Below are 13,701 nucleotides of genomic sequence, written 5' to 3' on the forward strand. Positions count from 1 at the left end.
GAACTTCCTAGGATGCGGCGACGGCGATCGCCTGGATTTCGATGAGCAGCCCGTCGATGGGCAGGGTGGTGACGGTGGTGGTCCGCGCCGGTGCGGCCGTCGGGAAGTAGGCGGCGAAGGCGGCGTTCCACGCGGGGAACCACTGCCGATCCGCCAGATAGCAGTCGAGTTTGAGGACCTGTTCGCGGGTGCTGCCCGCCTCGCCGAGCGCGGTGTCGAGTTGCCGGAACACCTCGGCGGCCTGCTCGTCGAAATCGGTGACCGACGGCGTCATCGTCACCGGATCGATGGCCGCCAGCCCGGACGTGAACAGCAGTCCGCCACCGTGGCGGGCCGCCGGGAATCGTGGCGCGCTCACCGGATCTCCTCCACGGCAACGGATCCCCTCACGACCCACTGCCGCGGCCGGATAGCCGCGCCGGACCTCACGAGTCCGCCTTCAGCACGCGGGCGCGGCCGATGTCGGACACCGTCGCGGCCCCGGCGAGGATCATCAGCGTGCGCAGTTCCTCGGTGAGCAGCTCCAGCACCCGGTCCACGCCGGCGGCGCCGGCCGCGGCCAGCCCGTACAGGGCGGATCGGCCGATGATCACCGCGTCGGCGCCGAGCGCGAGGGCGACGAAGATGTCCGCGCCGGTGCGGATCCCGCTGTCCAGCAGGATGGGTACGTCCGGTCCCGCGGCGGCCCGGATGCGCGGCAACATGTCCAGACTGGCAGGCGCCGGATCCACTTGCCGCCCACCGTGATTCGATACCACCAGACCGGTGGCACCGATCTCCAGGGCCTTCTCGGCGGCGGCCGGGGTGAGTACGCCCTTGGCGATCCAGGGCATCCCGAACCGGCTCGCGGCCTCGGCCAGTTGGTCCCAGTTCCACACGGTGGCACCGCGTTTCAGCAGCTGACCGAAGACCTCGGCCACGCCGGGAGCGCCGTCGGCGCCGGTCAGATTGCCGGCGAAGAAGCGCTGATCCGGGTCGAACCGGTTGCCCATGTTCCGGGTGCGGAACCCGCCGACCGGGCAGTCGACGGTGACGCACAGCGCCTGGTAGCCCAGTCGCCGCACCTGCGCCGCGACGGCTCCCGCGTGCGCGAACGGATGCACCTGGGCGATGCGGGCCGCCGCCGGCCCCGCCTCCCGGACCCGGCGGTAGGAGTAGCTGCCCGCCTCCGGCACGATCGCCAGCGCGCCGCGGCCGGCGGCGGCCCGCGCGACCGCGAGATGACCGTCGGGATGGAACAATCCGTCACCGCCGAACGGCGCGGTGAGGATCGGGGTGGCCAGCGGCATGCCGAGCAGTTCGGTCGCGGTGGACGGCGCGCCGACCCCGCTCATCGGCTCGGGCAGGATTCGCCAGCGCTCGAACGCCGCTCGGTTGGCGCGCAGCGTGATCTCCTGGCCCGCACCGCCTTCCACGAAGTCGAAGACGTCGGCGGGCAGGGCGGCGGCCGCGGCCCGGTGGATCTCGTCGAGCGTCCCGAAGGTGACGCCGGTGGGATAGAAGCTGTCGAGCTGAGCGGTCATGCCGTGTCCTTTCTCGCCTGACCGGGGCGCTGCGTGGTGACGCTGCGCTGCCTCCTCCGCGCCTGACCGGTCATGCCGTGTCCCTTTCTCGCCTGACCGGGGCGCTGCGTGGTGACGCTGCGCTGCCTCCTCCGCGCCTGACCGGTCATGCGACGGCCTCGGTTCCGGCGCGGCCGACCAGCGAGTGCCGCCGGCCGTACCCGAGGTACAGGGCGAGGCCGACCGCGCTCCAGATCACGAAGCGCAGCCAGGTCAGCGCCTCGAAAGTGGTTGCCAGCCAGATGCATCCGGCGATCGCGACCAGCGGGACGATCGGCATCAGCGGGGTCCGGAACGGCCGGGGCCGTTCGGGGTCGGTGCGGCGCAGGATCAGCACGCCGAGCGCGACGATGACGAAGGCGAACAGCGCGCCGATGTTCACCAGTTCGGCGACGGTGCCGATGGGCAGCAGCCCCGCCACCAGCGCGACGACGACGCCGAGCGCCAAGGACAGCCGGACCGGGACGCCGCGAGCGCTGATGCGGCACAGCGACTTCGGCACCAGGCCGTCGCGGCTCATGGCGAACACCAGCCGGGTCTGGCCGTAGAACACCATCAGCAGGCCCTTGGTCAGCGCGATCACCGAGGCGACCAGGATCACCTTGCCGATCCAGCCGGCGCCGATGGCGGCCAGCGCGGTCGCGACCGGGGCGGAGTTGTTCAGGCTCGGATACGGCGCGACGCCGGTCAGCACCGCGCACACCGCGACGTAGAGGACGGTGGCGATCACGACCGAGCCGATGATCCCCCACGGCAGGTTGCGGCGCGGGTCGCGGGTCTCCTCGGCGGAGGTGGCGACGACGTCGAAGCCCAGGTAGGCGAAGAACGCGAGCGCCGCGCCCGCGGCGATGCCGTGCACGCCGAAGGGCATGAACGGGGTCCAGTTGCCGCCGTGCAGATGCGGTACGCCGATGGCGACCACCAGCACGAGCACGCCGATGGTGAGTGCCACGAGTGTCTTCACCACGGCCGCGGCCACTTTCACCTCGAACACCAGCACCGCGACCAATACCCCGACGATGACGACGGCGGGCAGGTTGACCACGCCGCCGTCGCTGGGGCCGCCGGAGATCGCCTTGGGCAGCGTGACGCCGAACAGCGACGACAGTGTCGCGCCGAACAATCCGGACCAGCCGATGGCGATGGCCGCGGCCGCCACCGCGTATTCCAGGAGCAGATTCCAGCCGACCAGGAAGGCCGGCACCTCCCCCATCGTGGAATAGGTGTAGGTATAGGCACTGCCGGAAACCGGTGTCATCGAGGCCAATTCGCTGTAGCACAGCGCGACCAGGACACAGATCACCCCGGCGAGGACGAACGACAGCATGATCGCCGGACCGGCTTTCGTCGCGGCGGCGATTCCGGTGGTCACGAAGATGCCGGCGCCGACGATCGTGCCGACCCCCATCGCGATCAGATCCACGCGCCCGAGGGTGCGTTTCAACCCGCTGTCGGGGACTGCCGCGGCATTCGAGGCGTCGGTGCTGCGCACGCGGAAGGAGGTGGTCCGGCGCAGCGCTGCGGTACCGACCCGGGTTGATGTCGTCATGAGGAAATCCGTTCACGAAATGTATTTCCGAGTACGCATTTCAGTGAACCAAGCCGTTTTTTTCGGCCGGTGAACCAGTGTAACGAACCGGTTTCCATATTTTCGTGAAATGCATTGCGGCACAACCGTTTTCGGGCACGACAAATGCGCACGGCAGTGGATTCCGCGCGCGATTCCGGACACGCCGGAATTTCGTTCCGGACCGAAACCGGCCCGGAATTCAGTGGGAGTGGATCATGCGGTTGTGGACGAGACGAGCGGGACATTCGCGGCGCGCGACGCCGCGCGCCGCCGGACGGCGGCCGTGGCCGCGACGATCACGATCAGGGTGAGCGCCCCGGCCGGCACCGCGTCGCGCATGGCGGCGAGCGAGGCCACGGCGCCGAGGGCGATCGTGCCCACCGCCGCGCACAGGTACGCGACAGCGGCGAAGCGGGACGACAGGCGGGCATGGTGTTCCGGCGGCGCCGCGACGCTCACGATCCGCAGCCCGGCGCGATACGCCAGGCCCTGCCCGCATCCGGCGACGGCGCCGCCGCACAGCAACAGGGGCAGGCTCGGCAGCCAGGCGACCGCCGCGGCGATCAGCACCCCGGCGATGATGATCAGCTGCGCCGTGATCGGTTCGGCGGGAAGACGATTGGGGGGCAGCGCGCGTTGCGCGAGCCAGGCCGTCACCAGATACAGGACCACCGGCAGCGCGAGCAGGACGAGATTGCCGGTGCCCAGCAGTTCCGCGCCGTAACTCGGCAGCAGCGCCACCACGAGACCGGCCGAGACCCAGGCCGAGATACCGGTGAGGTAGCCCGCCGCGGCCGGTTCGGCGACGAGAGACGCCGCACCGGAACGACTTCCGGCGGCCGCGGGCCGGACCGCGCGGTCCGACACCACCGCCGCCGCGGCGCCGGCCAGCAACACGGCATGCCCCGCGTACACCGCGACCCCCGGTGCGGGCAGATACTGCGCGACCACTGCCGCGGCGAACGTGCCCAGGGCCGAACCGATCACGGTGGCGCTGGCCATCGCGGTGCGCCCGCGTTCGCCGCGGCGCTCCAGGATCAGACCGGCCAGCGATCCGGTGACCAGACCCACCGACAGCCCGGCGAGGATCCGCGCCACGCAGGCCACCACGGCCGAATGTGCCAGTGCCATCGCGCAATCCGCGCCGACCCCGCAGGCACTGCCGACGGCGATGCGCCACCACCAGTCGGCCCGCGAGGCCGGGGTGCCGAGCAGCGAGAGGGTGGGCGTGAGCGCGATCAGGTACGCGGCGAAGATGACGGTGATCAGCAGCGGCGCGAGCGCCCAGGCGTGCCGGTAGTACGGCATCATCCCGGTCGCCAGGTTGGGCTGTGCCATGATCAGCACCAACAATGTCCCTGGAGCCGCCAGCCTCATCGAGCCTCCGAATCGAGGAGATCTTCTCGTTTCGAGAATAGAGAAGTGAGAAGAACTTCTCTACATCAGCACGGCGGCCGACCCTGTGTCGCCCGTCACACCATGGCGCGGCCGAACCGCCATCGTCAACGCTCCTATGCGCGCCACACCCACCCTCGTGGCGCGGCGGGCACTGGTTCCCGCAGGATGGTGGGGTGCCCGTGAACACCCGCAGCGACGCGCAGCGCAGCCGAGTACTGCTGGTCGGCGCGGTCGGCAGCCTGCTGACCGCCGGCCGGGTAGGTTTCTCCGTCCCCGAACTCGCCGCCGAGGCCGGGGTCGGCGTCGCAACGGCCTACCGCCACTTCCCCACCCCGCAGGACGCCATGCAGGCGTTCCACCGGCGGGCGATCGAACAACTCCTGGAGGCCTTCGGCGCGATCGGCGACGGCTTGGCGCCCGCCGAGCGTTTCCGGCGGGTCTGCCGCACGTGGGTCGAACAGGCCACGCAGTGGGGCGCGGCCATCCGGTACATCCGTAGCAGCCAGGGGTTCGTGGAACGGCTCGCCGCCGGTGACGAATCCATCGTCGCCCTCCACGACACCCTCGCCGGCGTCCTGGACGCGCTGGCCCGCGACGGCCGATCAGGCGAGCCCGACATCGGTTACGCGGTGCTGCTGTGGATCACGATCTTCGACGAGCGCGTGGTGTACGACCTCAGCGAGCATCGGCGCTGGTCCGTCGACGAGGTCACCGATCGGCTGACCCGCGCGGTGGCCGGCGCACTGGGCCTGACGGTCTGAACCGCGACGGGCCCGAAAAGCGCCGAGCCGGTGAGCAACTCACGCGCCCAGCCGGCCGGCCGCGCCGTCGCCGCGAATTCGCTAGGGCGGCCCGATGATTCGCGACCACGCGTCGGGTCCGTCGGCGGGACTGGTCACGGCGGGAGCGGGATCCGACGGCCGGTCCTGGCGCGCGTAACCGAGCCAGCCGGTGCCGACGAAGACCGCCAGCAGCAGCGCACTCGGCAGTTCCACCAGCAGCCAGCCGCGCGGGCACTGTATGCCACCCGCCCTGCCGCGCTCGGATCCCACAGCCTCCGCCACTCGAACCCTCCATCCCGTCACCGCCCGGCCGGATGCCGGCACCTCCACCGACTCACCAGGATGCCGAATCCCCCACGTCCACCGCAGCTGTTCCCCGCAGAACAGTCCCACCGTCGTGGGACGAATCAGCCGAAACCGGCAGTAGCTCAGCGATCTCCCGCGTCGGGGAGCATCGCCGGGCACGGCGCGCCCGGCGCGGTGGCGACCTCGAAATGCCACCACTCGTTCTCGTAGGTCCGGCACAGCCCCCAGCGATTCCCGTTGGCCTCCAACCAGTTCGCGCCCTCCTGCGGGGCGACGTCCACGGCGCGCCCCTGGACGTGCGTGGACTCCTCCGGCGGCAGCACCCAGCGCCGCGCCGCCCCCGGGCTGCCGTAGGTGGCGATCCCGTCCTCCCACAGTTGTTCCTGCTCCGCAGGGGTGCGGTAACCGGAGTTGATCCACAACGGCACCCCCTCCGCATGCGCCTGCTGCTCGGCGAGCGTGTACGCGCCGGCCAGCACCGGATCCAGCCCCCCGATCCCGTCGGCCCCGGCGGCGGGCCCGACCGCCGGTTCCAGCAATAACACCGTTATCCCCGCGACCACCGCCGCCACCGCACCAACCCGCCATCGCAACATGCGGCGATGGTATCGGCAAAGCGACAATTCGGGCCGGATCACGCGTTTCCCGGCGATCTCCCCCGCTCCGCGAGCTACCGTGAAGCCGGACACGGCGTCCGCTTGCCCGGCAACCGAGGAGGTCGTCATGGCGATCCCGATGACAGCGAACGTCGTTCTGTCCCTGGCAGGAGTACTGGGCCCAGCCGCCCTGATTCTGCTCACCTACGCCGCCCCGCCCCCCGTTCGCGGCCCGTCTCGGTCCTGGACTGACGGAGGGAGGGAGCGCAGCGACTGAGCGGAGGAGGGAAGGACCGAGACTCAGGGGCCGCGAACCCGCCGAAGCGAAGCGAAGGCCAAGAATACAGCGCGAAGCGAAGGCCAAAGATTCAGCTTCTGGTGCGCACGGTCAGTGCGATCGGCTTCTGGGTCTCCGCGAAGAAATCGTTGCCCTTGTCGTCGACGACGATGAAGGCCGGGAAGTCCTCGACCTCGATCTTCCAGACCGCCTCCATGCCGAGTTCCTGGTACTCGAGCACCTCGACGCTCTTGATGCAGTCCAGTGCGAGCCGCGCGGCCGGCCCACCGATCGAGCCGAGATAGAACCCGCCGTGTTCCTTGCACGCCCGGGTCACCTGCGCGGACCGGTTGCCCTTCGCCAGCATGACGAACGAGCCGCCCGCGGCCTGGAACTGGTCGACGTAGGAGTCCATCCGGCCCGCCGTGGTCGGCCCGAAGGAGCCGGAGGCGTAACCCTCCGGGGTCTTCGCCGGACCGGCGTAGTAGACGGCCATGTCGCGCAGGTACTCCGGCATCGGCTCGCCCGCGTCGAGCCGCTCCTTGATCTTGGCGTGCGCGATGTCGCGGGCCACGACCAGCGGGCCGGTCAGTGCGAGCCGCGTCTTCACCGGGTACTTCGACAGCTCCGCGCGGATCTCCGACATCGGCCGGTTCAGGTCGACCCGGACCACGTCGCCGCCGAGGATTTCGTCGGTCTGCTCCGGAAGGTACTGCGCCGGTTCACGTTCCAGCTGCTCCAGGAAGACGCCCTCGGCGGTGATCTTCGCCAGCGCCTGCCGGTCGGCCGAGCACGAGACCGCCAGGGCCACCGGGCAACTGGCGCCGTGCCGCGGCAGCCGGATGACCCGCACGTCGTGGCAGAAGTACTTGCCGCCGAATTGCGCTCCGATACCGAAGGATTGGGTCAGCTTGAAGACCTCCTCCTCCAGCTCCAGATCCCGGAACCCGTGCGCGGCCATGGAACCCTCGGTGGGCAGGTTGTCGAGGTAGTGCGCGGAGGCGTATTTCGCGGTCTTGAGCGCGAATTCGGCGCTGGTGCCGCCGATCACGACCGCGAGGTGGTACGGCGGGCAGGCCGCGGTGCCCAGCGAGCGGATCTTCTCGTCGAGGAACTCGAGCATCCGCACGGGGTTCAGGACGGCCTTGGTCTCCTGGTACAGGAAGGACTTGTTGGCCGAGCCGCCGCCCTTCGCCATGAACAGGAACTTGTACGCCGGATGCGCGGGATCGCCGGGGGCCGAGTACAATTCGACCTGCGCGGGTAGGTTGTTGCCGGTGTTCTTCTCGTCCCACATGGTGATCGGGGCGAGCTGCGAGTAGCGCAGGTTCAGCTTCGTGTACGCGTCGAAGACGCCGCGGGAGATCCATTCGGCGTCGTCGGCGCCGGTGAGCACGCCCTCGGACTTCTTGCCCATGACGATCGCGGTGCCGGTGTCCTGGCACATCGGCAGGATGCCGCCGGCGGAGATGTTGACGTTCTTCAGCAGATCCAGCGCCACGAAGCGGTCGTTGCCCGAGGATTCCGGGTCGTCGATGATCCGGCGCAGCTGGGCCAGATGGGCCGGGCGCAGGTAGTGGCTGATGTCGTGCATGGCCTCGGCGGTGAGCAGCCGCAACGCCTCCGGCTCGACCTGCAGGAAGGTCCGCCCACCGGTGGTGAAGGTGCTGACGCCCTCGGTCGTGACGAGCCGGTAGGGGGTGTCGTCCGCCCCGATCGGCAACAGGTCCGAATACAGGAAGTCGGGCGCTGACACGTTTCGCACTCCTTGCACTGTGGGCTGGGGAGCGGCTCGCGGCAATACGGCGTCGGGCTCACATCAGCCGGGTGAATCCAAGCAGTGCGACTCTAACCAGCTCCCGGCGCCGCCCGGAGGTCAGGCAAGCCTAATCTTCGTGCGCGGCAAGCTAAAAGGTTGCACCTTCAACGCGAAATGTGTAACTGTCGACCTGTGACCGAACCCCGTTGGCTCGACGAGGTCGAGGAGCGCGCCTGGCTCGGGTTCGTGTTCACCCGCGACCTCATCGCCGCCGCCGTCGGCCGCGACACCTCGCGCCGCTCGAACCTGACCTACGTCGAGTACACCGTGCTGGCCCGCCTCGCCGACGCGCCCGACCACCGGCGCAGTTTCGCCGATCTGGCGGCGGTGCTGGAGTGGTCGCAGAGCCGGCTGTCGCACCAGATCACCCGGATGGAGAAGCGCGGACTCGTTGCGCGCGAAGCGATTCCCGACGATGCCCGGCGCACGGCCGCGGTACTGACCGCCAAGGGCGCGGAGGTACTGGCCGCGGCCGCCCCCGCGCACGTGGCGAGCGTCCGCCGGCACATGATCGACGTCCTCGACCGGGAGCAGCTCACCGAGCTGGCCGCGATCTACGATTCGCTGCTGGCGCACCATCGGCGCACCGCCGATCGGCACACTCCCCGCATCGATCTACGCGGCCAGCACAACGGCAGCATCGGCTGAGACCGGAGTGATCTCCGGCCGGTGCGGCGTGATCTCCGTCGGTTACACGTTTGGTTTGTGCCCCATCGGGTACCGAGTAAGACTAGGCTCGCTGCTGTCGGTGACAGCAGACGCCCGTTCGAGCAAACTTGACGAGCACCACCAGACCTACCCTTACGAAAGGGGCAGGAGTTTCCATGTCCGACGTGTCCATCGGCCTCTCGGCGGATTCGTTGTCGACCGTGCCGGTCGAGAATCTGCTTCCGCAATTGGTCGAGCACCTGCGTCAGAATCGTACCGAGCTGCGCGAGGAATGGGCCCGCCGCATCACCGACGTCCAACTGCTGACCGCCATGACGCCGGAGGAGATCTTCTCCGAGGCGACCTCGATCTACGACAACTACGTCGAGGTGCTCGAGACCGGTAGCGTCGAGGCCCTGCAGGCCTACGCCCGGGACCTCTCCGAGCGCATCATTCCCCGCGGCGTCGAGACCGACGAGGTCATCGGCATCGTGCTCCTCCTGCGAGATGTGCTGGCGCGCAGTCTGTTCGAGAAGTACCAGTCCAGCTTCGATCTGCTCAAGCGCGTGCTCGACGCCTACGAGCCGGCGGCCAACCGGATCGCCAACACGGTCGCGGTGTCGTTCGTGCAGGAGCGCGAGCGCGTCATCCGCCAGCAGCAGGAGGCCATCCGCGAGCTGTCCACGCCGGTGTTGCAGGTGCGCGAGCAGCTGCTGATCCTCCCGATCATCGGCGTGCTCGACAGCCAGCGCGCCCGCCAGCTCACCGAGCAGTTGCTGCGCGCCATCCGGGCCAACCGCGCCAAGGTCGTCGTGATCGATATCACCGGTGTGCCGGCGATAGACTCCACGGTCGCGAACCACCTGGTCCAGACCGTCGACGCGTCGGGCCTGATGGGCGCGAGCGTCATCATCACCGGGCTCTCCTCGGAGATCGCGCTGACCCTGGTGACCATCGGCCTCGACCTGTCCAAGATGAACGCCGTCGGCGACCTGCAGGGAGGCATCGAAGAAGCGGAGCGGCTCCTCGGATACGACGTCACCCGCGTCACCGAGCGCGACGGACGGTAACGGCGGACGAGCCGATGCCGGTACCCATTCTGAAACAGGGCACATTCCTCATCGCGTCCGTCCAGTCGGCGCTGACGGATGCCGATACCGAGCGGTTGCAGGACGACCTGATGAAGTACGTCAGCAAGTACCGCGCGCAGGGGATCATCGTCGACGTGACCGCGATCGACGTCATGGACTCGTTCGCCGCGCGCTCGATTCGAACCATCGCGCACATGACGAAGCTGCGCGGCGCCGAGACGGTCATCGTCGGGCTGCAACCCGAGGTCGCCTTCGCCATGGTCCAGCTCGGCCTCACCTTCGAGGACATGCACACCGCCCTGGACCTCGAGGAGGGTCTGGCCTGGCTGAACAGACAGCTGCGCCGCCGCGATCGAGATGGTCGTGACCGTGGCCGCTGACAACGTGGTGATCGCGGTGAAGGTGTCCAACGACATCGTGACCGCACGTCAGGCCGGGCGAGAACTGGCAGCAAAACTCGGTTTCTCGCTCACCGACATCACCATGATCTCGACGGCCATCTCGGAGGTGGCCCGCAACATCACCAGTTATGCGGGCACCGGCGAGATCCGGATCGTCGTGGCGGATCGGGACGGGCGACGTGCGTTGATCATTCAGGCCGAGGACCGTGGTCCGGGCATTCCCGACATCACGCGGGCCCTCGAGGACGGCTATTCGACCGGCCGTGGCCTGGGGCTCGGACTGCCCGGGGCCAAGCGGCTGATGGACCACCTGAACATCGACTCCGCCCCCGGGCAGGGGACGCTGGTGGAGATGTGGAAGTGGGTGCCCGCCGGTGCATGAGGGTGGATTCGTCGGCACCGTCGAGTGGGCGGTGACCGGCCGGGCGCTGCCGGGGCAGCGCGACTCCGGTGACCGCGCCGTCGTACTCGATGCGGGCGGTGGCTCGGTCCTGTTCGCGGTGCTCGACGGGCTCGGGCACGGTAGCGCCGCCGCCGACGCGGCGGCACGCGCCGTCCAGGTACTGGCCGAGAATCGGGGTGAACCGCTGGACGTCCTGATGTTGATGTGTCACCGCGCCATGTCCGAGACCCGGGGCGCGGCGGTCTCACTGGCGATGTTCACCGCCGGCGACCGGCTGCAATGGCTGGGCGTCGGCAATGTCGAATCCCGGGTGGTGGCGGCCGGGCCCGGCAAACCGGTGGTACGCGCCACGGCACTGCTGACCGGCGGCATCGTCGGCTATCTGCTGCCGCCGAATCTGCAGACCCAGACCGTCGCCGTCCGGCCGGGCGATCTGCTGCTGATGTGCACCGACGGCATCGTCGACGAGTACGTCGAGGCCATCGACATGGCCTCCTCGACCGCCGACATCACCGAGGCCATCGTCTCCGTGCACGCCAAGGACACCGACGACGCGCTGGCGCTGGCCGCCCGGCACCGCGGGCACACGGTGGCGGCGTCGTGAGCACGATGCTGGCGGCCTTCCGCACCGATTACGCGAATGCCTTAGGGCTGCATCTGGATTCGCCGAGCCAGACCACGCTCGCGGAGGGCTACGAGCTGGGCCGGCGAGCTCTGGTGGAGGGTGTCAGCATCCTCGACCTCACCGAGCACCACTTCCGGCTGCTCGACCGCGAGGGCCTGAAATCCGAAGCGGCACTGGAATTCCTGTTGCAGACCCTGGCCGCGCTGGACGTCGCCACCCGCGGATTCCTGGACAGCACACGCAGTTACGAGCAACAGCGGCTGCGGGTGGAGGATCTGGAGGGCCGCGACGCCTTCCGCACCGCGCTGGTGGAATCGCTGCAGGACGGATTCTTCGTCGCCGACTCGCACGGCGCCATCACCGAGGTGAATTCCGCCTTCGGCGCGCTCACCGGCTACGGCCCGGACGGGGTCCCGTATCCGCAACCGCATCCGTGGTCGCTGCACGAGCCCGGCTACCCCGATCTCGGCGCGACGCTGACGACCAGCGACACCGCCCGGTTCATGCTGCCGGTGCGGCACCGCGACGGGCGGCGGCTGTGGCTCGCGGTCAGCACCTCGACGCTGGTGCGGCCGGAGGACCACGAGCAGATCTACGTCGGCACGATCCGTGACGTCACCGCCGAACAGGACGCGCAGGCCCGGGACCAGGCCGTCTCCCAGCTGGCCACCGCCGTGGGGGCGGCCACCAGCGTGATCGAGGTGCTGGCCGTCGGGCTGGAGGAGCTGCGGCGCATCATCGGCGCCGAGGCCGCGGTGGTGTCGGTGTGGCCGAACCGGCACACCGGGCCCGAGCTGTACATGTCCAGCGGCGAGGGCGCCCCCGCGCGCCAGGTGCTCGACGCGCAGGCCCGGGTGCTGCTGGACCGGGCCCGGGTGTGGCCCGGCCGCACCATGTTCGCGATCCCGGAGGGCGCCGCCAGCTCGGAGGGCGTCGTCGCGCCGCTGGCCGAGCCCGCCGACGCCGCGCTGTGGCTGCGGTTCGGCGCGCCGCGCGCGATCACCCCGGGCGACTGGGCGCTGTTCTCGCTGCTGGTCGGCCAGCTCCGGCTGGCGGTACAGCGGGCCCGCAACTTCGACCAGGCCCGATCCACCTCGCTGACCTTGCAGCGGGCGATGCTGGGCCCGATCGAGCTGCCGCCGCGGTTCTCGGTGCACTACGAGCCCGCGCTGCCGCCGCTCGAGATCGGCGGCGATTGGTACGACCTGGTGCCGCTGCGCGACGGCACCATCGGCATCGTGGTCGGCGACTGCGTCGGCCGAGGCCTGTCGGCCGCCGTCGTGATGGGTCAATTGCGCACCGCCGCAAGGGCTCTGCTGTTGCGCGGGGCCGGGCCGGCCCAGTTGCTGACGGAGCTGGACACGGTGGCCGCCCGCATCCCGGGCGCCATGTGCACCACGGCGTGCGCGGCGATCCTGGATCCCGCGCGCGGTGTGGTCCGGTACTCCAGCGCCGGGCACATGCCCCCGGTCCTGGCCGCACCGGGCAGCAAGGGACGCCTGCTCGAGGACGGCCGCGCGGTGCCGCTGGCCACCTTCGACCCTCCGCACCGCCCGGAGGCCACCACCGAACTCGGACCGGGGTCCACGCTGGTGCTGTTCACCGACGGCCTGGTGGAGGAACGCGGTACCGACATCGACGACCGTTTCGATCTACTGGCCGCCGAATTGTCCGGCGCCGCAACGCTGTTGCCGCGTGAGGTGGCCGACGCGGTGCTGTCCCGACTGCGCCCCACGGTCGGCTACGACGACGACGTGGCCATGGTGGTCTACCGGCAGCCGCCGCGGGCGCTGCACCTGGACCTGCCTGCCGAGGCGAACCGGCTGTCGGCGATCCGGCGGTCGCTGGCCGGCTGGCTCGCCGCCGCCGCGGTACCGCACGAACTGGCGCTGGACCTGGTCGCGGCCGCCAACGAGGCATGCAGCAACAGCATCGAGCACGCCTACCTCGACGGCGCGCTCGGGCGGATGGTGATCGACGCGGACTGCACCATGGCGCAGGTGGTGATCGAGGTCACCGACGCCGGGATCTGGCGGCCGCAACCGGAGGATCCGGGCCACCGCGGCCGGGGCATCGCGATGATGCGGGCGCTGACCGACGAACTGATCATCGACAACGCCGGAATCGGCACTCGCGTTCGGCTGATAGCGAAACTGCCGGCCGTCGCGGTGACCGCCGCAGGCCGGGTATAGTCCCGGCAAACCACGCTGACCTCGGTCCTGG

General features: G+C 69.8%; 14 protein-coding genes. 7 read left to right on the plus strand and 7 right to left on the minus strand.

Going from position 1 to position 13,701, the window contains the following annotated elements; translation table 11 throughout:
• Positions 1-7: 7 nt before the first annotated feature.
• The 4 genes from NRB56_RS35190 to NRB56_RS35205 form a co-directional block, all read right to left on the minus strand.
• Positions 8-358 carry a RidA family protein gene (locus NRB56_RS35190; protein ID WP_153348683.1) on the minus strand — a complete coding sequence of 117 codons (351 nt, stop codon included), beginning with the start codon at positions 356-358 and terminating at the stop codon, positions 8-10.
• A gap of 67 nt (positions 359-425) precedes the next feature.
• On the minus strand, positions 426-1,523 hold the full coding sequence (locus NRB56_RS35195; RefSeq protein ID WP_153348684.1) for an alpha-hydroxy acid oxidase: 1,098 nt from the start codon (positions 1,521-1,523) through the stop codon (positions 426-428).
• A gap of 145 nt (positions 1,524-1,668) precedes the next feature.
• Positions 1,669-3,111, minus strand: coding sequence for an amino acid permease (locus tag NRB56_RS35200; RefSeq protein WP_153348685.1), 1,443 nt, complete (start codon positions 3,109-3,111; stop codon positions 1,669-1,671).
• A 234-nt stretch (positions 3,112-3,345) separates the two neighbouring features.
• Positions 3,346-4,470: an MFS transporter gene (locus NRB56_RS35205; RefSeq protein WP_153348686.1), complete on the minus strand. Its 1,125-nt coding sequence runs from the start codon at positions 4,468-4,470 to the stop codon at positions 3,346-3,348.
• A 233-nt stretch (positions 4,471-4,703) separates the two neighbouring features.
• Between NRB56_RS35205 and NRB56_RS35210 the strand changes: the two genes are divergently transcribed.
• On the plus strand, positions 4,704-5,291 hold the full coding sequence (locus tag NRB56_RS35210; protein ID WP_194291108.1) for a TetR/AcrR family transcriptional regulator: 588 nt from the start codon (positions 4,704-4,706) through the stop codon (positions 5,289-5,291).
• A gap of 81 nt (positions 5,292-5,372) precedes the next feature.
• Here NRB56_RS35210 and NRB56_RS35215 read toward each other — a convergent pair whose 3' ends face one another.
• The 3 genes from NRB56_RS35215 to NRB56_RS35225 all read right to left on the minus strand — a co-directional run bounded on the left by NRB56_RS35215 (position 5,373) and on the right by NRB56_RS35225 (position 8,247).
• Complete coding sequence (locus NRB56_RS35215; protein WP_153348688.1) at positions 5,373-5,594, minus strand: hypothetical protein; 222 nt, start codon at positions 5,592-5,594, stop codon at positions 5,373-5,375.
• A 146-nt stretch (positions 5,595-5,740) separates the two neighbouring features.
• Positions 5,741-6,214 (minus strand): M15 family metallopeptidase, encoded by a 474-nt coding sequence (locus tag NRB56_RS35220; RefSeq protein ID WP_153348689.1) that lies wholly within the window; start codon positions 6,212-6,214, stop codon positions 5,741-5,743.
• Between the two features lie 368 nt (positions 6,215-6,582).
• The gene (locus NRB56_RS35225) at positions 6,583-8,247 is read right to left on the minus strand and encodes a fumarate hydratase (protein ID WP_406603574.1); all 1,665 of its coding nucleotides are present in this window, start codon (positions 8,245-8,247) and stop codon (positions 6,583-6,585) included.
• A gap of 195 nt (positions 8,248-8,442) precedes the next feature.
• Between NRB56_RS35225 and NRB56_RS35230 the strand changes: the two genes are divergently transcribed.
• From NRB56_RS35230 to NRB56_RS35255, 6 genes are all read left to right on the plus strand, one after another.
• Entirely contained in the window at positions 8,443-8,958 is a 516-nt protein-coding gene (locus tag NRB56_RS35230) for a MarR family winged helix-turn-helix transcriptional regulator (protein ID WP_319943988.1), read from the plus strand.
• Between the two features lie 176 nt (positions 8,959-9,134).
• The gene (locus NRB56_RS35235) at positions 9,135-10,028 is read left to right on the plus strand and encodes an STAS domain-containing protein (RefSeq protein ID WP_019925799.1); all 894 of its coding nucleotides are present in this window, start codon (positions 9,135-9,137) and stop codon (positions 10,026-10,028) included.
• A gap of 14 nt (positions 10,029-10,042) precedes the next feature.
• A complete protein-coding gene (locus NRB56_RS35240) occupies positions 10,043-10,429 on the plus strand; it encodes an STAS domain-containing protein (protein WP_019925798.1) in 387 nt (128 codons plus the stop codon).
• Positions 10,407-10,832, plus strand: coding sequence for an anti-sigma regulatory factor (locus NRB56_RS35245; RefSeq protein ID WP_153348692.1), 426 nt, complete (start codon positions 10,407-10,409; stop codon positions 10,830-10,832). The genes NRB56_RS35240 and NRB56_RS35245 overlap by 23 nt, the downstream gene beginning before the upstream one ends.
• On the plus strand, positions 10,825-11,457 hold the full coding sequence (locus NRB56_RS35250) for a SpoIIE family protein phosphatase (protein ID WP_319943989.1): 633 nt from the start codon (positions 10,825-10,827) through the stop codon (positions 11,455-11,457). The genes NRB56_RS35245 and NRB56_RS35250 overlap by 8 nt, the downstream gene beginning before the upstream one ends.
• Before the next feature lie 5 nt (positions 11,458-11,462).
• Positions 11,463-13,670: a SpoIIE family protein phosphatase gene (locus NRB56_RS35255; RefSeq protein WP_153348722.1), complete on the plus strand. Its 2,208-nt coding sequence runs from the start codon at positions 11,463-11,465 to the stop codon at positions 13,668-13,670.
• The last annotated feature ends 31 nt before the right edge of the window (positions 13,671-13,701 follow it).

The organism is Nocardia aurantia (assembly GCF_009604425.1).
GTDB classification, from domain to species: Bacteria; Actinomycetota; Actinomycetes; order Mycobacteriales; family Mycobacteriaceae; genus Nocardia; species Nocardia aurantia.

Excerpts from the sequence above, each read along its gene's own strand:
- NRB56_RS35235 (WP_019925799.1), top strand. The coding sequence starts at position 9,135 with ATGTCCGACGTGTCCATCGGCCTCTCGGCGGATTCGTTGTCGACCGTG.
- NRB56_RS35245 (WP_153348692.1), top strand. The coding sequence starts at position 10,407 with ATGGTCGTGACCGTGGCCGCTGACAACGTGGTGATCGCGGTGAAGGTG.
- NRB56_RS35220 (WP_153348689.1), bottom strand. The coding sequence starts at position 6,214 with ATGTTGCGATGGCGGGTTGGTGCGGTGGCGGCGGTGGTCGCGGGGATA.
- NRB56_RS35255 (WP_153348722.1), top strand. The coding sequence starts at position 11,463 with ATGCTGGCGGCCTTCCGCACCGATTACGCGAATGCCTTAGGGCTGCAT.
- NRB56_RS35195 (WP_153348684.1), bottom strand. The coding sequence starts at position 1,523 with ATGACCGCTCAGCTCGACAGCTTCTATCCCACCGGCGTCACCTTCGGG.
- NRB56_RS35240 (WP_019925798.1), top strand. The coding sequence starts at position 10,043 with ATGCCGGTACCCATTCTGAAACAGGGCACATTCCTCATCGCGTCCGTC.
- NRB56_RS35200 (WP_153348685.1), bottom strand. The coding sequence starts at position 3,111 with ATGACGACATCAACCCGGGTCGGTACCGCAGCGCTGCGCCGGACCACC.
- NRB56_RS35205 (WP_153348686.1), bottom strand. The coding sequence starts at position 4,470 with ATGGCACAGCCCAACCTGGCGACCGGGATGATGCCGTACTACCGGCAC.